At 71.8% G+C, this 21,034-nt stretch carries 23 protein-coding genes; 17 read left to right on the top strand and 6 right to left on the bottom strand.

Features of this window, described 5'->3' with window-relative positions:
* Positions 1-111 precede the first annotated feature (111 nt).
* Complete coding sequence (locus tag GFD30_RS24190; protein ID WP_153027720.1) at positions 112-1,455, bottom strand: UDP-N-acetylmuramoyl-tripeptide--D-alanyl-D-alanine ligase; 1,344 nt, start codon at positions 1,453-1,455, stop codon at positions 112-114.
* Positions 1,456-1,630: 175 nt separating this feature from the next.
* On the opposite strand from GFD30_RS24190, the gene GFD30_RS24185 reads away from it, so the two are divergent.
* Genes GFD30_RS24185 through GFD30_RS24170 form a run of 4 tightly spaced genes read left to right on the top strand, consistent with a single transcriptional unit; the run spans position 1,631 to position 4,677 of the window.
* A complete protein-coding gene (locus GFD30_RS24185; protein WP_153027719.1) occupies positions 1,631-2,611 on the top strand; it encodes a D-isomer specific 2-hydroxyacid dehydrogenase family protein in 981 nt (326 codons plus the stop codon).
* Positions 2,604-3,635, top strand: coding sequence for a D-alanine--(R)-lactate ligase (vanA, locus tag GFD30_RS24180; RefSeq protein ID WP_153027718.1), 1,032 nt, complete (start codon positions 2,604-2,606; stop codon positions 3,633-3,635). The genes GFD30_RS24185 and vanA overlap by 8 nt, the downstream gene beginning before the upstream one ends.
* Positions 3,632-4,240 carry a D-Ala-D-Ala dipeptidase VanX gene (gene vanX, locus GFD30_RS24175; protein ID WP_153027717.1) on the top strand — a complete coding sequence of 203 codons (609 nt, stop codon included), beginning with the start codon at positions 3,632-3,634 and terminating at the stop codon, positions 4,238-4,240. Before vanA ends, vanX begins: the two co-directional genes overlap by 4 nt.
* Before the next feature lie 5 nt (positions 4,241-4,245).
* On the top strand, positions 4,246-4,677 hold the full coding sequence (locus GFD30_RS24170) for a GNAT family N-acetyltransferase (protein WP_153027716.1): 432 nt from the start codon (positions 4,246-4,248) through the stop codon (positions 4,675-4,677).
* Between the two features lie 270 nt (positions 4,678-4,947).
* Here the strand turns inward: GFD30_RS24170 and GFD30_RS24165 are convergent, their stop codons facing one another.
* Together GFD30_RS24165 and GFD30_RS24160 are read right to left on the bottom strand one after the other, a co-directional pair.
* Entirely contained in the window at positions 4,948-6,069 is a 1,122-nt protein-coding gene (locus GFD30_RS24165; protein WP_322633571.1) for a sensor histidine kinase, read from the bottom strand.
* Complete coding sequence (locus tag GFD30_RS24160) at positions 6,062-6,760, bottom strand: response regulator transcription factor (protein WP_153027715.1); 699 nt, start codon at positions 6,758-6,760, stop codon at positions 6,062-6,064. The genes GFD30_RS24165 and GFD30_RS24160 overlap by 8 nt, the downstream gene beginning before the upstream one ends.
* A 90-nt stretch (positions 6,761-6,850) precedes the next feature.
* Between GFD30_RS24160 and GFD30_RS24155 the strand changes: the two genes are divergently transcribed.
* Entirely contained in the window at positions 6,851-7,480 is a 630-nt protein-coding gene (locus GFD30_RS24155) for a D-alanyl-D-alanine carboxypeptidase family protein (RefSeq protein ID WP_407649195.1), read from the top strand.
* 208 nt (positions 7,481-7,688) lie between these two features.
* Here the strand turns inward: GFD30_RS24155 and GFD30_RS24150 are convergent, their stop codons facing one another.
* The gene (locus GFD30_RS24150) at positions 7,689-8,288 is read right to left on the bottom strand and encodes a TetR/AcrR family transcriptional regulator (protein WP_153027714.1); all 600 of its coding nucleotides are present in this window, start codon (positions 8,286-8,288) and stop codon (positions 7,689-7,691) included.
* A 109-nt stretch (positions 8,289-8,397) separates the two neighbouring features.
* Between GFD30_RS24150 and GFD30_RS24145 the strand changes: the two genes are divergently transcribed.
* The gene (locus GFD30_RS24145) at positions 8,398-8,796 is read left to right on the top strand and encodes a hypothetical protein (RefSeq protein WP_153027713.1); all 399 of its coding nucleotides are present in this window, start codon (positions 8,398-8,400) and stop codon (positions 8,794-8,796) included.
* Positions 8,793-9,785: an NAD-dependent epimerase/dehydratase family protein gene (locus tag GFD30_RS24140; protein WP_153027712.1), complete on the top strand. Its 993-nt coding sequence runs from the start codon at positions 8,793-8,795 to the stop codon at positions 9,783-9,785. Before GFD30_RS24145 ends, GFD30_RS24140 begins: the two co-directional genes overlap by 4 nt.
* Here GFD30_RS24140 and GFD30_RS24135 read toward each other — a convergent pair.
* Positions 9,757-9,909 (bottom strand): hypothetical protein, encoded by a 153-nt coding sequence (locus tag GFD30_RS24135; RefSeq protein ID WP_153027711.1) that lies wholly within the window; start codon positions 9,907-9,909, stop codon positions 9,757-9,759. The two genes, GFD30_RS24140 and GFD30_RS24135, sit on opposite strands and share 29 nt — an antisense overlap.
* A gap of 241 nt (positions 9,910-10,150) precedes the next feature.
* Here GFD30_RS24135 and GFD30_RS24130 point away from each other — a divergent pair, with 241 nt between their 5' ends.
* Both GFD30_RS24130 and GFD30_RS24125 read left to right on the top strand, forming a co-directional pair.
* Complete coding sequence (locus GFD30_RS24130; RefSeq protein WP_153027710.1) at positions 10,151-11,341, top strand: NAD(P)/FAD-dependent oxidoreductase; 1,191 nt, start codon at positions 10,151-10,153, stop codon at positions 11,339-11,341.
* Positions 11,338-12,270, top strand: a complete 933-nt coding sequence (locus GFD30_RS24125; RefSeq protein WP_153027709.1) for an RNA polymerase sigma-70 factor — start codon at positions 11,338-11,340, stop codon at positions 12,268-12,270. The genes GFD30_RS24130 and GFD30_RS24125 overlap by 4 nt, the downstream gene beginning before the upstream one ends.
* Positions 12,271-12,329: 59 nt before the next feature.
* On the opposite strand, the gene GFD30_RS24120 is transcribed toward GFD30_RS24125, so the two are convergent.
* Complete coding sequence (locus GFD30_RS24120) at positions 12,330-13,880, bottom strand: MFS transporter (RefSeq protein ID WP_227996997.1); 1,551 nt, start codon at positions 13,878-13,880, stop codon at positions 12,330-12,332.
* 137 nt (positions 13,881-14,017) lie between these two features.
* Here GFD30_RS24120 and GFD30_RS24115 point away from each other — a divergent pair, with 137 nt between their 5' ends.
* The 8 genes from GFD30_RS24115 to GFD30_RS24080 form a co-directional block, all read left to right on the top strand.
* Positions 14,018-14,617: a helix-turn-helix domain-containing protein gene (locus GFD30_RS24115; protein WP_153027708.1), complete on the top strand. Its 600-nt coding sequence runs from the start codon at positions 14,018-14,020 to the stop codon at positions 14,615-14,617.
* Between the two features lie 182 nt (positions 14,618-14,799).
* Entirely contained in the window at positions 14,800-15,345 is a 546-nt protein-coding gene (locus tag GFD30_RS24110; protein ID WP_153027707.1) for a dihydrofolate reductase family protein, read from the top strand.
* Positions 15,346-15,361: 16 nt separating this feature from the next.
* On the top strand, positions 15,362-15,712 hold the full coding sequence (locus GFD30_RS24105; protein ID WP_153027706.1) for a DUF1801 domain-containing protein: 351 nt from the start codon (positions 15,362-15,364) through the stop codon (positions 15,710-15,712).
* A 16-nt stretch (positions 15,713-15,728) separates the two neighbouring features.
* On the top strand, positions 15,729-16,154 hold the full coding sequence (locus GFD30_RS24100) for a YciI family protein (protein WP_153027705.1): 426 nt from the start codon (positions 15,729-15,731) through the stop codon (positions 16,152-16,154).
* A 4-nt stretch (positions 16,155-16,158) separates the two neighbouring features.
* Entirely contained in the window at positions 16,159-17,424 is a 1,266-nt protein-coding gene (locus tag GFD30_RS24095) for a sigma-70 family RNA polymerase sigma factor (protein WP_322633570.1), read from the top strand.
* Positions 17,425-17,774: 350 nt separating this feature from the next.
* The gene (locus tag GFD30_RS24090) at positions 17,775-18,875 is read left to right on the top strand and encodes an RICIN domain-containing protein (protein WP_153027704.1); all 1,101 of its coding nucleotides are present in this window, start codon (positions 17,775-17,777) and stop codon (positions 18,873-18,875) included.
* Between the two features lie 258 nt (positions 18,876-19,133).
* On the top strand, positions 19,134-20,600 hold the full coding sequence (locus tag GFD30_RS24085; protein WP_407649194.1) for a non-reducing end alpha-L-arabinofuranosidase family hydrolase: 1,467 nt from the start codon (positions 19,134-19,136) through the stop codon (positions 20,598-20,600).
* Between the two features lie 254 nt (positions 20,601-20,854).
* The coding region (locus tag GFD30_RS24080) for a transposase (protein ID WP_153027702.1) at positions 20,855-21,034 on the top strand (180 nt) is incomplete at its 3' end.

Below are 21,034 nucleotides of genomic sequence, written 5' to 3'. Positions count from 1 at the left end.
ACGGCGAGCGCCCGGGTGGAGACCCACCCGGGCGCTCCCGCCTGCCCCGCGGCCCGTCCCAGATCCCCCTGTCAGGTTCAGGTCCCGGGCCGGCGGCAAGACCGGTTCCCCCTACTCGAGCGCGGCGGCGACCTCGTCGAGCCGCGCCTCCCGCGACGCCTTGACGAGCACCAGGTCGCCGGGGGCCAGGCGCGCCCGCAGCCAGTCGGCCGCGGCGGCGTTGCCGTCCAAGGCGACGCCCTGCGCACCGGCGCCGTCGGCGATCGGCCGGGCGGCCTCGCCGACCGCCACCACGAGGTCGGCCTTCGCGGCGGCGTACCGGCCGACGGCCCGGTGCTCGGCCTCGCCGCCGTCGCCGAGCTCGGCCATGACGCCGAGGACGGCGATGCGGCGCCCGGCCTCGATCGCGGCCATCGCGTCCAGGGCGGCGCGGGCCGACTCGGGATTGGCGTTGTAGGAGTCGTTGAGCAGCGTGACGCCGCCGGGGAGGTCGCGCAGCTCCATGCGCCACTTCGAGAGCGACGCGCCGGCCAGCGCGGCCGCGGCCCGTTCGAGGGGGATGCCGGCGGCGAGTCCGGCCGCGGCGGCGGCCGATGCGTTGTGGGCCTGGTGGGCGCCGACGAGCGGCAGTGCGACGCGGGCGGACGCGTCGGCGGTCCGCAGTGTGAACGCCGGCCGGCCGAGGCGGTCGAGTTCGAGGTCGGTGACGCGTACGTCGGCGTGTTCGGCGAGGCCGAAGGTGAGGACCGGTCCGCGGGTGCGCGAGCGCATCGCGGCGACGGCGGGGTCGTCGGCGTTGAGGACGGCGGTGCCGCCGGGCGCGAGGCCCTCCACCAGTTCGCCTTTGGCCTGTGCGATCGCGGCGCGGGTGCCGAAGTAGGCGAGGTGCGCCTGGCCGACGTTGAGGACGATGCCGATGTCGGGCGGGGCGAGTCGGCAGAGCGCGGCGATGTCGCCGACGCGGCGGGCGCCCATCTCGAGGGCGAGGAACCGGGTGTCGTCGTCGGCGCGGAGCACGGTGCACGGGACGCCGAGCTCGTTGTTGAACGAGCCGATCGCGGCGACCGTCGGGGCGCTGCTCGCGAGTACGGTCGCGACCAGGTCCTTGGTGCCGGTCTTGCCTTGGGAGCCGGTCACGCCGACGACGATCATGCTGTCGCGCAGGCGGTTCGCGACGTGGGCGGCGAGCGCCTGGAGCGCGTCCTGCGCGTCGGCGGCGACGACCGTCGGGAGCGCGGTGGGGCGGGTGCCGAGGACGGCGACGGCTCCGGCGCGGCCGGCCTGGTCGGCGTAGTCGTGGCCGTCGGCGTGCTCGCCGGGGAAGGCGACGAAGAGGCCGCCGGGTTCGGCGTCGCGTCCGTCGAGGACGGCGGGGGCGGTCACCTGGAGGGCGCCGTCGCCTTTGACCGTGCCGCCGACGATGGTGGCGATCTCGTCGAGGCTGAGCGGGATCATGTCCGGTCCGGGCGGGTCGTGCTGTCGGTCATGGCGTCCAGTGAAGGCCGGACGGCGTTGCGGGGGCGTATGCGGTTTCCCTTACACCGACGATATGTTCCTCATGAGTAACTTATTGTGCCCGTATGGAAAAACCCATACGCGCCTGCAACGTCGCGCCCCGTTCCATGGGGGCATGACCGACAGCGAACCATCGCGCACGATCACGATCTACGGGTGCGGGCCGGACGAGGCGGCGCTCTTCGCGGCGACGGCCCCGCGCTTCGGGGTGTCGCCCCGCATCGTCACGGCACCGGTGTCCGAGGCCAACGCCGAAGCGGCCCAAGGCGGCCGGTGCGTCAGCGTCGGCCACCGGACCCGCGTCACCGGCGCCGTGCTCAACGCGCTCCGCGGCGCCGGCGTCGAGTACGTCTCGACGCGCAGCGTCGGCTGCGACCACATCGACGTCCGGTACGCCGAAAGCATCGGCATCACGGTCGCGACCACCGCGTACTCGCCCGACTCCGTCGCCGACTACACGCTCATGCTCATGCTCATGGCCCTGCGCGGCGCGAAGGCCACGATCCTGCGCGCCGACGTCCACGACTACCGGCTCGGCGAGACCCGCGGCCGGGAGCTGCGCGACCTCACCGTGGGCGTGGTCGGCACCGGCCGCATCGGCGCGGCCGTCATGGACCGGCTGTGGGCCTTCGGGTGCCGGGTCCTCGCGCACGACCGGCGGCCCAAGACCCGCGCCGACTACGTCCCGCTCGAGGACCTGCTGCGGCGCAGCGACATCGTCACCCTCCACACGCCGCTCAACGCGGGCACGCACCACCTGCTCGACCGCCGCCGCATCGAGCGGATGCGGCCCGGCGCGATCGTCGTCAACACCGGCCGCGGCCCGCTCGTCGACACCGAGGCGCTCGTCCGGGCCCTCGAGAGCGGCCGGCTCGGCGGGGCGGCGCTCGACGTCGTCGAAGGCGAGGAGGGCGTCTTCTACCGCGACCGCCGCGACGCGCCCATCGAGAGCAAACCGCTGCTGCGGCTCCAGGAGCTGCCGAACGTGCTCATCAGCCCGCACACCGCCTACTACACCGACCACGCCCTGAACGACACCGTCGAGAACTCGATCATCAACTGCCTCAGATACGAAAGCGGGAACCGGCATGGATAGGCGCACCATCGGCATCGTCTTCGGCGGCGCCGGCGAAGAGCACCCCGTCTCCGTCAAGTCCGCGCAGGAGGTCGCGCGCAGCCTCGACACGGGGAAGTACCGGCCGGTCTACATCGGGATCACCCGGGGCGGCGCCTGGCGGCTCTGCGACGGGCCCGGCCCCGACTGGGAGCGCGGCGACCTGCGGCCGGTCGTGCTCTCGCCCGACCGGGAGGCGCCCGGCCTGCTCGTCCTCGACGACGGCAAGTACGAGGCGATCGCCCTCGACGCGGTGCTGCCGGTGCTGCACGGCAGGTTCGGCGAGGACGGCGCGATCCAAGGGCTCCTGGAGCTCTCCGGGATCCCCTACGTGGGCTGCGACGTCCAGAGCTCGGCGCTGTGCATGGACAAGTCCCTCACCTACACCGTCGTCAAGGCCGCCGGCGTCGCCGTGCCCGACTTCTGGACCGCGGAGGAGGCCGACCCGGACGCGCTCCCGTACCCGGTCTTCGTCAAGCCGGCCCGCTCCGGGTCCTCGTTCGGCGTCACCAGGGTCGCCGGCAGAGAGGAGTTCGCGGAGGCCGTCGCGACCGCGAAGCGGTACGACGCGAAGGTCCTCGTCGAGGCGGCCGTCGCCGGCGGCGAGATCGGCTGCGCGATCCTCGGATCCGGGGACGACCTGTTCGCCGGCGAGGTCGACCGGGTCGCGCTCTCCCACGGGTTCTTCCGGATCCACCAGGAGGACTCGCCCGAGACCGGGTCCGAGAACGCGCAGTTCATCGTCCCCGCCGACATCCCCGCCGCGTCGCGCGCCCTCGTCCAGGAGACCGCGAAGCGGATCTACCGGGCCCTCGGATGCAGCGGACTGGCGCGCGTGGACCTCTTCCTCACCGAGGACGGTGCGGTGGTCCTCAACGAGGTCAATACGATGCCCGGCATGACCTCTTACAGCCGGTACCCGAGAATGATGGCCGCCGCGGGGCTGACGCTCGCCGACCTGGTCGACCGGATGCTGTCGTCCGTTCCGGCGGGGAGCCGCCGATGAACGGCGACTTCGTCTTCGCCGACGAGTTCGTGCCCGGGATCCGCTGGGACGCCAAGTACGCCACGAGCGACAACTTCACCGGCGCGCCCGTCGACGGCTACCTGACCGACCGGATCGTCGGCACCCGGGCCCTGTGCGCGGCCCTGGTGAGCGCCCGCGAGAAGGCCGAGTCCCTCGGCTTCGGGCTGCTGCTGTGGGACGCGTACCGGCCGCAGCGCGCCGTCGACTCCTTCGTCCGCTGGTCGCAGCAGCCGGAGGACGGGCGCACGAAGGAGCGGTACTACCCGAACATCGACCGGTCCGAAGTGCTCGATCGCGGGTACGTGGCCGCCAGGTCGGGCCACAGCCGCGGCGGCACCGTCGACTTGACGCTCTACCACCTGGACACGGGCGAGCCCGCCGAGATGGGCGGCGGCTACGACCTCATGGACCCGGTCTCGCACCACGGCGCGGACGGGATCGGCCCTGTAGCGGCCGCGAACCGACGGCACCTGCGGTCCCTCATGGAATCGTGCGGGTTCGCGGCGTACCCGTGGGAGTGGTGGCACTACACGCTCGAGGACGAGCCGTACCCGGACACGTACTTCGACGAGCCGATCGGGTAGGGGCCATGCTGGTCCGGCCCGTGCGCGCCGCCGACGCCGCGGCCGTCGGCGAGCTGCTCCGGCAGCTCGGCTACCCGCAGGACGACCCCGCGGCGACCGCGGCCCGCATCGAGTCGTGGAACGCCGACCCGTCCAGCGCGGCCTTCGCCGCCGAGGACGGCGGCGTGCTCGGCGTCGTCGCGGTCCACGTCTGCCCGTTCTTCGAACGCCCCGGAGCCTGGGGCCGGATCGTCGCGCTCGTCGTCGCGGACGGGGCGCGCGGCCGGGGGATCGGCGGCAGGCTCGTGGCAGCGGCCGAGTCGTTCGCCGCCGGGCGCGGCTGCGTCCGCATGGAGGTCACCAGCAACGACCGCCGCGAAGACGCGCACGCGTTCTACCGCGGCCGCGGCTACATCGACCAGGCCGGGCACTCGTCCCGGTTCCTGCGCGACCTCTAGCGACCGCACCGCTGCGCGATCGCCCGGGACCGCGTCCGCTCAAGACCGCGGACTCGCGAGGCCGCGCTTTCCCGAGTCAGCGACCTCGAACGACCGCGCCCTCCTGGGGCCGCGCTTTCTCAAGCCTTCCGGAACCGAACGACTGCGGCCTCGCGAGCGGCCGCCGATGACCGCAGCCGCTCCAGGCCACGCGCTCGAACGACCGCGTTGCGCAGGCGGCTCCCGACGGCCCCGGCCGCTGAAGACTGCGCTGGCTCGAGAACGCGCCGCTCAAGGCCGCGGCGGCGCGGCGGGCAGTTCGACCGTGACGCGGAGCCCGCCCTCGGCGAGCGGGACGAGCGAGAGCGCGCCGTCGTGGGCCTGGACGATGCTCTTCACGATCGCCAGGCCGAGGCCGACCCCGTTGTGGTCGGAGCGGATGCGCCTGGTGCCGCGCTGGAACGGCTCGGCGAGGGTCGCGACGAGCTGCGGCGTGAGCCGGTCGCCGGTGTTCTCGACGGTGAGCGCGACCGACTTCGGGCCGGCGGCGGCGTCCACGTGGACCGTCCCGCCTTCGGGGAGGTTGTGGACGATGGCGTTGTGCACGAGGTTCGTGGTCATCTGGAGCAGGAGCGCGTGCGAGCCGAGCGCGGGCGCGATGTCGCCCGAGGTCTGGACGGCGACGCCGCGCCGCTCCGCGAGGGGCAGCAGCGTCTCTGCGGCCTCCTCGGCGATCAGGGACAGGTCGACGTGCTCGCGGGCGAAGGACCGCCGGTCGGCGCGGCTGAGCAGCAGCAGCGCCTCGGTGAGGTCGATCGCGCGCGAATTGACCGCGTAGAGGCGCTCGACGAGTTCGGCGGCGCCCCGCTCGGGGTCGCTGCGGGCCACCTCGAGCAGCGTCTGCGTGATCGCGAGCGGCGTGCGCAGTTCATGGGAGGCGTTGGCGGCGAACCGCTCCTGCTCGGCGACGTGCGCTTCGAGCCGCGCGAGCATGTCGTCGAACGCGTCGGCGAGCTCGCGGAACTCGTCGCCGCGGCCCTCGAGGTGGATCCGGTGCGCGAGCGACCCGTCCGTCGCCAGGCGGGTGGCGTGGGCGATGCGGTTGAGCGGGGCGAGCATCCGCCCGGCGAGGAACCAACCGCCCGCGAGCCCGAGCAGCAGCAGGAACACCAGGGCCGCAACCGCTTTCGGCAGGAACGCCTCCCACAGGTCCAGCCGGCCCGGGATGAAGAACCCGGGCCCCCGCATCCCGTTCTCGTCGGGCTCGCCGCGCAGCGAGATCGCCTCCCGGGGCACGTAGCGCAGGAGGAACACCCACACGATCGCGATGAGCAGGACGCCCGCGACCACGAGGAACCCGGCGTAGCTGAGCGTGAGCTTGAGGCGGACGCTGAGGCCCGGCTCCCTATCCACCCCGGGGCCCGTCGGCTCCGCTGTCGACGGCGCCGGTGTCGATCCGGTACCCGACCCCGGGCACGGTGGCGATGAGCCACGGTTCGCCGAGCCGCTTGCGCAGCGCCGACACCGTGATCCGCACGGCGTTCGTGAACGGGTCGGCGTTCTCGTCCCACGCCCGCTCCAGCAGCTCCTCGGCGCTGATGACGCCGCCCTCGGCGGCCACGAGCACTTCGAGCACCGCGAACTGCTTCCGAGTGAGCGCGACGTACCGGCCGTCCCGGAAGACCTCGCGGCGGAACGGGTCCAGCCGCAGCCCGGCGATCTCCCGCACGGGCGGCCGGCTGTGCGCGCGCCGGCGGTCGAGCGCCCGGAGCCGGAGCACCAGCTCCTGGAGCTCGAACGGCTTGGTCAGGTAGTCGTCGGCGCCGAGCCCGAACCCGCTGGCCTTGTCGTCGAGCCGGTCGGCGGCGGTGAGCATGAGGATCGGCATGCCGGTGCCGGAGGCGACGATGCTCTCGGCGACCTGGTCGCCGGACGGCCCGGGGATGTCCCGGTCGAGGACGGCGATGTCGTAGGCGTTGACGCTCAGCAGCTCCAGCGCGGTGTCGCCGTCGCAGGCGATGTCGGCCGCGATCGCCTCCAGGCGCAGCCCGTCCCGGATGGCCTCCGCCATATAGAGCTCGTCCTCCACGACCAGTACACGCATGCGGACCATGCTACGAGTCGCCCCGTATCGTCCGCATATCGAAAACCGCATACGGGGCGGCAACACCGCTCGCGTTTCAGTGTCCGCATGATGACCCAGACCGAGCCGCGGGCCGCCGCCCGCCGGGCCCCCCGGCTCCTCACCGCGACGGCCCGCCGGATCCGCCGGAGCCTCGTCGCCGGCCTGCTCGCCGTCATGGCCGCGATCGCGAAAGCCCTCGGCTACCGGCTGCTGCGCATCCGGCACCGCGGCGGCCTCGGCGTGGACGACGGCGCCGTCCCCTACCGCACGAGCGTCTTCGACGACGACGTCCCGGGCGTCGCGAACCTCGACCCGGCCTTCCTCGCAGCGCTGCGCCGGGCCGCCGCCGACGCCGCCGGCGACGGCGTCCGCTTCAGCGTCAACAGCGGCTGGCGCTCCCCGGCCTACCAGGCGCAGCTCCGCCGCGAAGCGGTCGCCGAGCACGGATCCGAACAGGCCGCCGCCCGATGGGTGTCCACCCCGGAGACGTCCTCGCACGTCAAAGGACAGGCGATCGACCTCGGGCCGGCGAAGGCGCAGGCATGGCTCTCCGAGCACGGCGCCCGCTACGGACTGTGCCGGATCTACCGCAACGAGCCCTGGCACTACGAACTGCGCCCCGAAGCGGTCGAACACGGCTGCCCGCCGATGTACGCGAACCCGTCCGAGGACCCGCGAACCCGGCACCGCCCGGACTAGCGGTGGCCCTTGCCGGGGTGCGAACGGCCGCGGCCCCTTCGGATCCGGCAGCGCCACGGGTGCCGGCGGCCATCAGCGCGAGGACGTTCCGGACGCCCTGTTCGAGGACCTCGCCGGCTCGGTCCGCGAGCGCGCACTTCCCCGCGTGCCCGGGCTCGTTCCGGCTCGCCGGCGCGAGCGGCGGACCGGTCGCGAACTCGCGCGACCCTCAGGGGCGCACGCGGAGGCCGCGGAGCGACAGGTCGACGCAGTCTTCGAGGAAGCCCTCGTCGAGCGCCTTCGGAGTGACGAGCAGCCGCAGGTAGATCTGGCCGTAGATGAGTTCGGCGGCGCGGAACGGGTCGGCGTCCGGGGCGATCTCGCCCCGGTCCTGGGCCAGCCTGATGCGGGCCTGCACCGGCTCGCTCGACGGCGCGATGAGCCGCTCCCACAGGCGCGCGGCCAGGTCGGGGTCGTGCTGGGCCTCGCCGATGAGGGCGGCCAGCAGCGGCAGGGAGTCGCTCACCATGTTCCAGGTGTCGTTGAGCACGCGCACCAGGTCGGCCCGGAGGTCGTCGGTGGCGGCCGCCTCGGGGCTCATGTACGGCGCCTCCTGCAGCCGCGAGACGTAGGCGTCGAGCACGACCGCGCCCTTGGAGGGCCACCACCGGTAGATCGTCCGCTTGCCGACGCCCGCGCGGGCGGCGATGCCCTCGATGCTCACTTTGGACCAGCCCTCGTCCCGCGCGAGCGCGAGCGCCGCTTCGAGGATCGCCTTGGTCGAGTCGGGGTTGCGCCGGGCCGGGTCCGGGGTTCGCGTCGCCTGCATCACGTCATTCTACCCAACTGGGGAGACGGACCGGTTCGTGTTGACATCGGCGGCTCGGCGGGCGTACGCTGACGAACCGAACCGGTTCGTCTCCCCGATTGGAGGACACATGAGAACGTCGAGAGTCGTAAGCGCCGCGGTCGTACTCGCAGCACTGTCCATGATGGTCACCGGCACGTGGGCCTGGATCGCCCCGGCGGACTTCGCCGCCTGGGCGAACTGGCCGAACCACGTCCACTTCCTGCACGACGCCGGCGTCTTCCAGATCGGCATCGGCCTGATGATGCTCGCCGCGCTGTGGTGGCGCGACGTCCTCGCCGTCGTCCTGGCGGGGTTCGTGCTCACCAACACGCTCCACGCCCTCAACCACGCGATCGATCTGGACCGGGGCGGGAACGCCTCCGACCCGTGGGCGCTGCTGGCACTGTCCGCGGTGGGCGCGGTCGGCCTGGTCCTTCGCCTGCGCACGGTCCGGCGCGGCCGCCTCGGCAAGGAGCCCGCGAAATGAGAGTGCTGCTCGCCGGCGCGACCGGCGCGATCGGATCGGCACTGACGCGCGGGCTGCTCGAAGCCGGGCACGAAGTGCTGGGCCTGACCCGGTCCCCGGGTGGCGCCGCGCGCCTGTCGGCGATCGGCGCGCGGCCGATCCCCGCCGACCTGATGGACCGGGACGGGCTCCTGCGTGCACTCGACGGAGAGGCGGCCGACGCCGTGGTCCACCAGGCGACGGCGATCCGCGTCGTACCGCTGTTCCACCGGTCCCTGTACGCCACCGACGACCTGCGCGAGCAGGGCACGGCGAACCTCCTGGAGGCCGCGGCCGCCCTCGGGGCCGGACGCTTCGTCACGCAGTCGTTCTTCCTCGGATACGGGTACCGCGACCACGGGCCGCGGCCGCTCACCGAGGAGCACCCCTTCGCCAGGCCCACCGGACACCGGCCCACAGACCGGCACATGCGCTCGATGCGCGCCAACGAGGAGCAGGTCCTCGCCGCGTCGGGCATCGCGTTGCGGTACGGCATGTTCTACGGCCCCGAACCGATGACCCTGAAACTCCTCGAAGCCGCTCGGAAACGCCGGCTCCCGGCGATCCGCGGCGCCGGCGTCGTGCCGCCGATCCACGTGTACGACGCCGCCTCGGCCACCGTCGCCGCGCTCGAACTCGGCCGGCCGGGCCAGGCGTACAACATCGCGGACGACCACCCCGTGGGCTTCGACGAGTACGTCACGACCATGGCGGCGGTCGCGGGAGCGCCGGCACCGCCGTCCATGCCCGCCGGCATCTTGGCCGCGACGCCGTACCTGCGAGCCCTCATGGCCACCGCCCGCATCCGCCTCGACACGACCAAGGCCAAGCGCGAACTGGGATGGGCTCCGGTCTTCCCGAGCGTGCGCGAAGGACTCGCCGCCGTCCTCGCGTCCGACGGGAGCCGCGGTGGCACCCGCGGCCCCCGTACCGCCGACCGGCCTAAGGCCAGCCGCCGTCGCCCAGCGTGATGACGGTGCGCGACGCGCGGTCGCTCGGCTGGTCGTCGGCCTGCGCCGGTGCCGCGAACGCGGTGACGGCGAGCAGTCCGGCGGCCGCGGCCGCGACAAGGCGCCGCGTCCAGGTGCTGATCATGCGAATCCTCCTCTCTCGTTCGGAGCCGGCCGCAGTGGACGAGCAGGGCGGGGCGCACTCGGGGCGCCCCGTCCGTGCTCATTGCGGACGCGACTCACGCCCACGAGACTCCGCCGAGCACCGCGGTGTGACACGTCGTGAGCCAAGTCATCGAAGCGGGCGCGGCCGGAGCCCCGGTCAGGGCGAGCGTGACCCGCGCCATGCCGAGTCACTTCCCGGGACCGGCCGGTGTCCTGGGGGCATGACCGAACACCTGACAGCCAAGAAGGTCCTCGTCGTCGGCGGCGGCTATGCCGGAGTGATCGCGGCCAACCGCCTGCGCTCGCGCGGCGACATCGACATCACACTGGTCAACCCGCGGCCCGAGTTCGTCGAACGCCTCCGGCTGCACCAGCTCGCGGCCGGAACCGGCGACGCGGCCATCGACTTCGGCACCCTGCTCGGGGACGGCATCGAGCTGGTCGTCGACAGCGCCGAGCACATCGACACCGCCGCCCGCACCGTGCGGCTCGCCTCCGGCGCCTCGCTCGCCTACGACTACCTCGTCTACGCGGTCGGGAGCACCGGGGCGACGCCCGCTTCGGTGCCCGGTGCGGCGGCGTTCGCGTTCGACGTCGCCGAGCTCGAGCCCGCGCGGCGGCTCCGCGCCCGGCTCGACCGGCTCCCCGCCGACGCCCCCGTCACCGTCGTCGGCGGCGGGCTCACCGGCGTCGAGACCGCCGCCGAACTGGCCGACCAGGGCCGCACGGTCACGCTCGTCTGCGGCCGGACCCTCGCGCCGTACCTGAGCGAACCGGGGCGGCGGTACGTCGCCGGATGGCTCAAGCGGCACCGCGTCACCGTGATCGAAGGCGAGAACGTCGCCGAGGTCCGGCCCGACGCGGTCGTGCTCTCCGGCGGCGGGCAGCGACCGAGCGCGCTGACGGTCTGGACGGCCGGTTTCGCCGTGCCGGGCCTGGCCGCCGCGAGCGGGCTGCGCACCGACGAGATCGGCCGGCTGCTCACCGACGAGACGCTGACCAGCGTCGACGACGACCGCATCGTCGCGGCGGGCGACTGCGCCGCCCCCTCCGGCCGGGCACTGCGGATGAGCGGCTACGCCGCCGGGCCCCTCGGCGCCCGCGCCGCGGACACCGTGCTGAGCCGCATCGAGGGAACCGAACCCGCCGTGATCGACCTGGCGTTCACCGGCGCGTGCCTGAGCCTCGGCCGCCGCGCCGGCATCCGGCAGCTCGGCCGCAAGGACGACACTATGGTGGACCTCTACATCGGCGGCCGGCTCGGCGCGCTGATCAAAGAGCTGACCTGCCGGTTCGCGGTGTCGAAGCGGATCCGCCTCGAAGCCCGCAGGCCGGGGGCGATGATCTGGCCGAAGGGCGGCCCGCGCGACCTCCGGCCGGCCGTACGGGAACGGAGCGGGCAGTCGTCATGAGCGCCGAGGCACCCGGCCAGGACACCGAACTGCGCGCCGACGAGCACGCCGAGCGGTTCACCCGCCTGCGGCCGCTGCTGTTCACGATCGCCTACGAGATCCTCGGCTCCGCCACCGAAGCCGACGACGTCCTCCAGGACAGCTACCTGCGATGGTCCCAAGTGGACCTCGATGCCGTGCGGGACACGAAGTCGTACCTGGCGAAGGTGGTGACCCGCCAAGCGCTCAACACGGTGCGCGCGAGCAGCCGCCGCCGCGAGGACTACGTGGGGCCGTGGCTGCCCGAACCGCTGCTCCTCGACGAGCGCGACGCCTCGTCCGACGCGGTGCTCGCCGAATCGGTCTCGATGGCGATGCTCGTGGTGCTCGAGACGCTCACCCCCGACGAGCGCGCGGTGTTCGTCCTTCACGAGGTGTTCGGCTTCGGGCACCAGGAGATCGCCTCGGCGGTCGGCAAATCGGTGATCGCGGTGCGCCAGACGGCGCACCGCGCCCGCCGGAACGTGCAGGCCCGCCGCAAGCGCTTCGCGCCCGTCGACGCCGCCGAGACCGCGCGGATCACCGGGCAGTTCATGGCCGCGACCGCCACCGGCGACCTGGACGGCCTGCTCGCGCTGCTCGCCCCCGACGCCGTGTGGACCGCCGACAGCGGCGGCAAGACCACCGCCGCACGGCGGCCCCTCGTCGGCGCCGCGAAGGTCGCCGCCGCCGTCCTCGACATCTTCGGCAAGCGGAAACGCACGCCGGGCCTGCGGATCGAGACGGTCAACTGCAACGGCGCGCCCGCGATCGCGGCCTACGTCGAGGACCGCCTCGAAGGCGTCTTCCTCCTCGCGACCGCCGACGGCAGGATCACCGACTTCTTCGCCGTCCGCAACCCGGACAAGCTCCGCGCCATGGCGGAGACGCACCGGATCAGCCGCCGCTGACGTGCAGCCGTTCCGGCCCGGGGAGGGGCCCTCGCGGGGAAGGCCCCTCCCCGCAGCGTTCAGGCGCCGTCCGGTTCCGGCGACCGCTCCGCCCGTCGCGGACCGCGCAGGAGGACGGCGACCAGCAGGAGCGCCATCACGACGACGCCGGTCCACATCGCCTGCCGCCAGCCCTCTACGAAGGACTCCTGCGCGGCCCGCACCAGCGCCGCCGGAGCCGGCGTGCCGTCCGCGCCCGCGAGCGCGCCGGCGATGCCCCTGCGCGCGTCGTCGGCGGCACCGCCGGGGACGCCTTCGAGGCGCCGCTCGATCGCATCGGCGTACCCGGCGGTGAGGACCGCGCCGAGCAGGGCGACGCCGAGGGCGGTGCCGAGCTCCCGGGTGACGTCGTTGAGCGCCGAGGCGACGCCCTGCCGCTCGCGCGGCAGCGACGAGGTGATGGCCTCGGTGGACGGCGTCATCGACAAGCCCATGCCGAGCCCCATCGCGACCATGCCCGGCAGCACCGAGAGGTATCCCCCTTCGACCGAGACGAGCACGGCCATGAGCGCGAGCCCCGAGCCGGCCAGGGCGATCCCCGCGGACACGGCCGCCCGGGCGCCGATGCGCGCGGCGAGCCGCGGGGCGAGTCCCGAGGCGGCCATCATCAGGACCGCCATCGGCATGAGCGCGAGGGTGGAGACCAGACCGGACCAGCCCAGCACCGCCTGGAAGTACGGGAAGAGGACCACGAAGATCCCCGCCAGCACGCCGAACACGGCGAGGAGCACGAGCGAACCGCCGGCCAGGCCCCGCTCCCGGAACAGGCGGACGTCCAGCAGCGGCGCCGGATGGCGCAGCTCCCACGCCGCGAACCCGGCCGCGCCGACCACTCCGGCGAGAAGGGCCGCCAGCGTCTCCGGCGCCGCCCAGCCCCGTTCGGGCCCTTCATGGAGCACGAGGATGAAGCCGACGACGGCGACCACCGACGCCAGCGAGCCGACCAGGTCGAACCGGTGGGCCGCCGCCTCGCGCGAGTTCGGGACGGCCCGGACCGCGACGACGGCGGCGGCGGCGACGAGGGCCACCGGCAGCACGAAGAGCCAGCGCCAGCTCGCGACGTCGACCAGGAGGGCCGAGGCGAACATCCCGAGGATCCCGCCGCCTCCCGCGACGGCGGACCACACCCCGATCGCCTTGGAGCGCTCGGAGTCGGGGAACGTCGCGGTGATGACCGAGAGCGTGACGGGCATGATCATCGCCGCGCCGACGCCGCTGAGGAACCGGGCGGCGAGCATGGCCTCGGTGGTCTGGGCCAGTCCGGCCGCGGCGCTCGCGGCGCCGAAGACGGCCAGTCCCGCGAGCAGGACGGGCTTGCGGCCCCACCGGTCCCCGGCCGCCCCGAGCGGGAGCAGGAGCGCGGCCAGGGTGACGGTGTAGAGGTTGATCATCCACAGGACCTCGCTCTGCGAGGCGTCGAAGGCGACGGCGACCTGCGGTTGGGCGACGTTCAAGCCGGACACGGAGGCGATGACCGCCATGAGTGCGATGCAGACGCCGACGAGGACGGTGCGGCGGCGGCGCGGATCCAGGATGACCGGATCGGCCGTCGCGGTCGGAAGCGAGTTCATGGTTTCCTTTCGAGGCTGCTCGGCCGCTTCGGGCGCGGAAGCCGGCCGCGGAGGCGCGCCCGGACCGGGCGCCGGTCGATCCTGACGAATCAGCCCTCGAATCGGCAAACTGCGTTGCCGAATGGCAAGATAGAAGGATGGAACCGGATCTCGACCAGACCCTCGACGCCGTCGGGCCGCGCCTCAAGCGGCTGCGGCTCCGCCGCGAGGTCACCCTCGCCGACCTCGCCGCGCAGACGGGGATCTCCGCCAGCACGCTCTCCCGGCTCGAATCGGGGCTGCGCCGGCCGACCCTGGAGCAGCTCCTGCCGCTCGCGCGGGTCCACGGGGTGACCCTCGACGAACTCGTGGACGCCCCGCCGACGGGCGACCCGCGCGTGCACCTGCGGCCCGTCGCATGCGAGAACGGCGCGGTGGTCCTGCCGCTCACCCGCAGGCCCGGCGGCATCCAGGCGTACAAGTTCATCCTGCCGACCGGCGACGACGACAAGACGCCGCAGCTGCGAACCCACGAGGGCTTCGACTGGACCTACGTCCTCAACGGCACACTCCGCTTGATCCTCGGCGAGCACGACCTCAGGCTGAAACCCGGCGAGGCCGCCGAGTTCGACACCCGCACCCCGCACTGGTTCGGCGCCACCGGCGCCGGCCCCGTCGAGTTCCTCAGCCTCATAGGCAGACAGGGAGAACGAGCCCACATCCGAGCCAAACCCAAACGCCCCGAGCGCGATCACTAGATCCCTGATCGAGCCGGGAACGCCTTCGGGCCGCGTTCAACCGCACACCGGATCGCCGGGCCGCCACCATCGCTGAAGTCGCGAAAAGAATCTCGAAGACCGTGTCGAAATCCCGGCCCCTCGAACGAAGGAGGGATGACGGGCCGGAACGACCGGTCCCGAACCGCGAGAAGGACACGGACATGCGACGCATCATCGCCTCCACCTACACCACCCTCGACGGCTACATCGACGACCCGCACGAGTGGTCCCTGGCCTACAACGACGCCGCGGCGCAGCAGTACGCCTTGGACCTCACCCTCGGCGCAGACTCGCTGCTCCTGGGGCGGGTGACCTACGAAGGCATGGCCCAGGCCTGGCCCCACATGGGCGGCAACCCCTACGCCGACCACGTCAACGCCATGCGCAAGTACGTCGTCGCCACCGAGCCGGTCGACACCGGCGCGTGGCACCCGACCACCGTCATACCCGGCGACCGGCTCACCGATGCGGTCAAGAGGCTCAAGGCCGAAGACGGCGGCGACGTCCTGGTATGGGGCGCCGGCCGCCTCACCGACGCGCTCGCGACCGCCGGGCTCCTCGACGAATACAAGGTGTGGACGTACCCGGTGCTCAAGGGCGGCGGTGTGCCCATGTTCCGGCCCGAGAGCCGCACCGGCCTCGCCCACGCCGGCACGACCGCGTTCGACTCCGGGGTGGTCGTCTCGACCTACCGCGTCACCGCTTGAGGACGGGGAACCGATCATGGCCCGCAACGGCGAAGTCACCGACTACATCGCGAAGACCGGGCCCTGGCAGCAGCGGACCGCGAACGCGCTGCGCGAGACCGTCCACGACACGCTCCCCGGTGTGGAGGAGGCGTTCCTCTACGGCAAGCCGCATTTCGTCCTGGCCGGGAAGAACATCGCAGTTTTGCACGCGGCCGCGGCGAAGATCTCGTTCATGGTGTTCGACGCCGGCGCCATCGAACCCGTCAAGGGCGTGCTCCGCTCCCTCGGTTCCGGTGACCGCAAAGCGGTCGACCTGAAGGAGGATGACACCGTGGATGCGGCGTTCATCGCAGACCTGCTGCGCCGCACCACCGGCCAGAACTGACCAGGAAGGACGCGACATGCGCGTGATGGTGATGACGAAGGGCGACGGCGCCGACGAAGGCAAGGGCGAGCCCACCGCCGAGATGTTCGAGAAGATGCGGATCTTCAACGAGCAGCTCGTCAACGCCGGCATCATGCTGGGAGGAGAGGGTCTTCAGCCGTCGGGCGCCGGCGCGAAGGTCGCCTTCTCCGCAGCCGGGACCTCGGTCGTCGACGGCCCGTTCACCGAGGCCAAAGAGGTGATCGCAGGCTACTGGATCTGGGAGGTCGGCTCCCTGGCCGAAGCGGTCGAATGGGTGAAACGGTGCCCGTACGACCCCGCGTACGGCGAGTCCCAGGTCCTGGAGATCCGGCCCCTGTTCGACATGGCCGATCTCGCCCGAAACGTCGGCGAGGAAACCCTCGCCCGCAGCGCCGAGCTGCAGGAACGCCTTCCGGGGTAGTGCCGTGGATCTTCAGGAATCGGTCGAAGCCCTGTGGCGCATAGAGGCGCCGCAGCTGATCGCGACGCTCGCCCGACGCATCGGCGACCTCGACATCGCCGAAGACCTCGCCGCAGAGGCCTTCGCGGCCGCCATGGAGCAGTGGCCGGTCGACGGCATCCCGCCCCGGCCCGGAGCGTGGCTGATGTCGACCGCACGGCACAAGGCCGTCGACCGAGCCCGGCGGGAGGAGACCGCCCGCAGCAAGGCGCCCCTCCTCGCCGCCGGGCGTCCTGAGGAACTTCCCGACGTGGCCGACCAGGCGCTCGAACCGATCCCCGACGACCTGCTCACCATGCTCTTCACCACCTGCCACCCGATGCTCTCCCCCGACGCCCGGGTCGCACTCACCCTGCGCCTGTTCGGAGGCCTGACCACCGACGCGATCGCCCGGGCCTACCTGGTCCCCTCAGCGACCGTCGGTCAGCGGATCACCCGCGCCAAACGCACGCTCGCCATGGCCCGGGTGCCGATCGAGCGGCCCTCCGCCGAAGACCTTCCTCACCGCCTCGGGACGGTCCTCGAGGTCCTGTACGCGATCTTCAACGAGGGGTACTCGGCCTCGTCCGGAGACCGGCTCGTGCGCACCGACCTCGCCGTCGAGGCCATGAGGATGGGACGCATCCTGGCCGGGCTCGCCCCGACCGAACCGGAAGTCCTCGGTCTCGTCGCGCTCATGGAGCTCCAGGCCTCCCGGTTCCGCACCCGCACCGACCCGCAGGGCCTCCCGGTCCAGCTCGAGGACCAGGACCGCCGTCGCTGGGACCGCACCCTCATCGACCACGGCCTGAGGATGCTCGATCGCGCCCTCGAACTGAGCCGGCCCCTGGGCCCCTACGCGATCCAGGCCGCGATCGCCGCATGCCATGCCCGAGCGGCCACGTTCGCCGACACCGACTGGGCGACCGTCCTCGCCCTCTACGACGCGCTTCTCCAGGTCACCGGATCCCCTGTCGTCGAACTGAACCGGGCCGTCGCCGTCCTCCACCTCGACGGACCGCGAGCCGCCCTCGACGCCGTCGAACCACTCCGCGCCGACCCGCGGCTGGCCCGCTACCACCTCCTCGGCGCCGTCCGCGGCGATCTCCTCGTCCGACTCCACCGCTACACCGAAGCCGCAGCGGAACTCGAGCACGCCGCCGCGCTCGCCCCCACCAGGCAGGAGCGGCAGCTCCTCCTCGCGCGTATGGCGGCCTGCCTCGACGGAACCGCATCCGAGACGAGCACCTGACGGCCGCTCGCCCGCAGGCGCGAGACCGGGAGCGCCGTCGGGAGTGCGCACCGAGAAGGTGCCCGCCGGCCCTCGAAGCGGACTTTCAACTAGTCGTACCAACAAACCTCGGTCGAGTCATTGACTACACATAGATATCTCTCTATAGTTCGAGTCGTCGGAAATCATCAGATGTCTCTGAGCCGGTCGCGATATGTGATCGGTAACTGCCTTGCTGGCCGAGTCCTGACCCTGCGGGACAGCGGCACGACTCGGCTCTCTCGATGTACCCGGCGGACTCGGTGCGAGACCGAGTCCGGTCCCTGCGGCCACCTGAAACGGAAATGATCCTACGAATCAAGGAACAAGGGATGCGCACAAGAGCAAGGTGGCTCGGATGGATCGCGGCGCTCGGTCTCATGGTGGGCATGGTGACGACACCGGTCGGCACCGCCGGCGCGGAGTCGAACGGCGGGGTCCGGGTCATGCCGCTCGGTGATTCCATCACCGAGGGCACGGCCACGCCGGGCGGATACCGGATCGGCCTGTGGCAGCACCTCGCCAACGGCGGGTACACCACGGACTTCGTCGGGTCGCAGTTCAACGGGCCGGGAAACCTCGGCGACCACGATCACGAAGGCCACCCCGGCTGGCGGATCGACCAGATCGACGCGAACGTCGTCGGCTGGCTGAACACCTATCAGCCGAAGACCGTGCTGCTGCACATCGGCACCAACGACATCCTGCAGAACTACGACGTCTCCGGCGCCCCGAACCGGCTGTCCGCACTGATCGACCGCATCACCGCGACGGCGCCGAACGCCGAGGTGTTCGTCGCGCAGATCACTCCGCTGGGGTGGAGCGAGGGGGACGCGGCGGTGAACCGCTTCAACGCGGCGATCCCCGGCATCGTGCAGAGCAAGGTGAACGCCGGCAAGAACGTGCACCTGGTCGACATGCACAGCGCCCTGACCGCCGCCGACCTGGACGACGGCGTCCACCCGACCGCGGCGGGATACGACAAGATGGCCGCGGTCTGGTACGCCGCACTGCGATCGGTACCGGGCAGCATCGGCACGGCGGACAGCACCGAGATCGTCGGTGCCCAGTCCGGTCGCTGCCTCGAGGTCACCGGGCTCGGCACCGCCAACGGTACCGACGTGCAGCTGTGGGACTGCTGGGGCGGCGCCAACCAGCAGTGGACCTACACCTCCGGCAAGCAGTTGATGGTGTACGGCGACAAGTGCCTGGACGCTCAGGGCCAGGGCACCGGCAACGGCACTCCTGTGGTGATCTGGGAGTGCAACGGGCAAGCCAACCAGCAGTGGAACCTCAACGCCGACGGCACCATCACCGGGGTGCAGTCCGGCCTGTGCCTGGACGCCTCGGGCTGGGGCACCGGCAACGGTACGAAGGTCAAGCTCTGGACCTGCGGCGGCGGACAGGCCAACCAGCAATGGACCAGACGGTGACCACGGCGCGCCGGCTCGCAGACAGTGCACCCCAGGACACGACGCTTGTCCCGCGTCCGCTGGGAAGCATCCGATTCCTCGATCCCGTCCCGCTGTACCCGGGGCATGGCCGCGCTCGCGGCCTCGCTGACTGACCGATCCGGGACCGGACCGCGGCGGCGCACCCGCCGGTCCGCGACCGCCCGGTCCCACCCGTGGCAATGAACCCGCATCTCGAAGACCCGACCAACCTCGAATAAGGAGGCCACCATGGCCTGGATGGAAACCCCCAAGAGCCGCAGGCGGATGCTCATCGGAGGAGCCGGCGTGCTCGCCGGGGCCGCCGCCGCGACCGTACTCAACCCGTTCACCAACGCGGCCGTAGCCGCCACGGTCGACACGACCGCCTGGTATGTGCTGGTGAACCGCAGCAGCGGCAAGGCCCTGGACGTCAGCGGTGTGTCCACCGCCGACGGGGCCCTGCTGCAACAGTGGACCCGCACGAGCGCCACCAACCAGCAGTTCCAGTTCGTGGACGCCGGCGGCGGCTACTACCGGATCAGGGCGCGGCATTCGGGCAAGGTGCTCGACGTCTCCGGCTGGTCGACCGCCGACGGCGCCGCCATCCACCAGTGGACCGACCACGGCGGCGCCAACCAGCAGTTCCGGCTCGCCGACTCCGCAGGCGGCTACGTCCGCCTGATCAACCGCAACAGCAACAAGGCGGTCGAAGTCCAGAACGCGGCGACCAACGACGGCGCAGGGGTCGTGCAGTACAGCGACTGGGGCGGCGCCAACCAGCAATGGCAGCTCGCTCGCGTCGACGGCGGCGCCGCCTGCGCTCTGCCGTCGTCGTACCGCTGGACATCGACGGGCCCGCTCGCGGAACCGAAGAACGGGCAGGTCTCGCTCAAGGACTTCACCGCCGTCCGCTACAACGGCCAGTACCTCGTCTACGCGACGACGCACGACACCGGAGACGCCTGGAACTCGGTGGTCTTCAGCCCGTTCACCAACTGGTCCGACATGGCCTCGGCCGCCCAGACCAGGGTGACGAGCTTCAACCCGGTGGCCCCGACGCTGATCTACTTCGCTCCGAAGAACATCTGGGTGCTCGCCTACCAGTGGGGCTGGCCGTACAAGTTCTCCTACCGCACGTCGACCAACCCCGCCGACCCCAACAGCTGGGGCCCGCACCAGGAGCTCTTCAACGGGCAGATCCCCGTGAACAACCCCATCGACCAGACCCTCATCGCCGACGACCAGAACATGTACCTGTTCTTCGCCAACGACGAAGGCCAGATCTACCGCTGCAGCATGCCCCTCGGCAACTTCCCGAGCAGCTTCGGCACGAGCTACCAGCTCGTCATGAGCGACACGAAGGCGAACCTGTTCGAGGCGGTCGAGGTCTACAAGGTCCAGGGCCAGAACCAGTACCTCATGATCGTCGAGGCCATGGGCAGCCAGGGGCGCTACTTCCGCTCGTTCACGGCCACCAGCCTGAACGGCACATGGACGCCGCAGGCCGCGACGGAGAGCAACCCCTTCGCGGGCAAGGCGAACAGCGGTGCCACGTGGACCAACGACATCAGCCACGGCGACCTGGTGCGCACCAACCCCGACCAGACCAAGACCATCGACCCCTGCAACCTGCAATTCCTCTACCAGGGACGCAGCCCGAGCTCTGACGGCATGGACTACAGCCTCCTGCCGTACCGGCCGGGTCTGCTGACCCTGCAGCGCTAGCGCCACGACGCAAGTCCGGCTCGGGAGTTCCCGAGGCAGCGGGCGGGCTCGGTCTCGTGCCGAGCCCGCCCGCAGGACCTCAATGCCGCAGGGTCAGCCTGGGCACTGAACCGCCGCCCGTCCGACGAGAACAGGAGGGCCATCGTGACCGCGTACCGAGAGGGTGCCCGCCAACAAGTACTCGCCAACCGCTACGAAGTCTGAGGTGTAACAAGGATGTTGGACACGGATCCTGATTTGAGAGGATCGTGTCCATGCCCGCGAAGCGCCGGAAGTTCAGCCCGCAGTTCAAGGCGGAGGCTGTGCCGATGGTCGTCCAGACCGGTCGAACGGTCGCCGAGGTCGCGCGCGATCTCGGCATCAACTCGACGACCCTGGGCAACTGGGTCAACACCTGGAAAGACGAACACCCCGAAGCACAACCCGAGGAAACA

Source organism: Glycomyces albidus, from assembly GCF_009451885.1.
GTDB classification, from domain to species: domain Bacteria; phylum Actinomycetota; class Actinomycetes; order Mycobacteriales; family Micromonosporaceae; genus Glycomyces; species Glycomyces albidus.
This window is presented reverse-complemented; position numbering and strand designations above follow the sequence as displayed.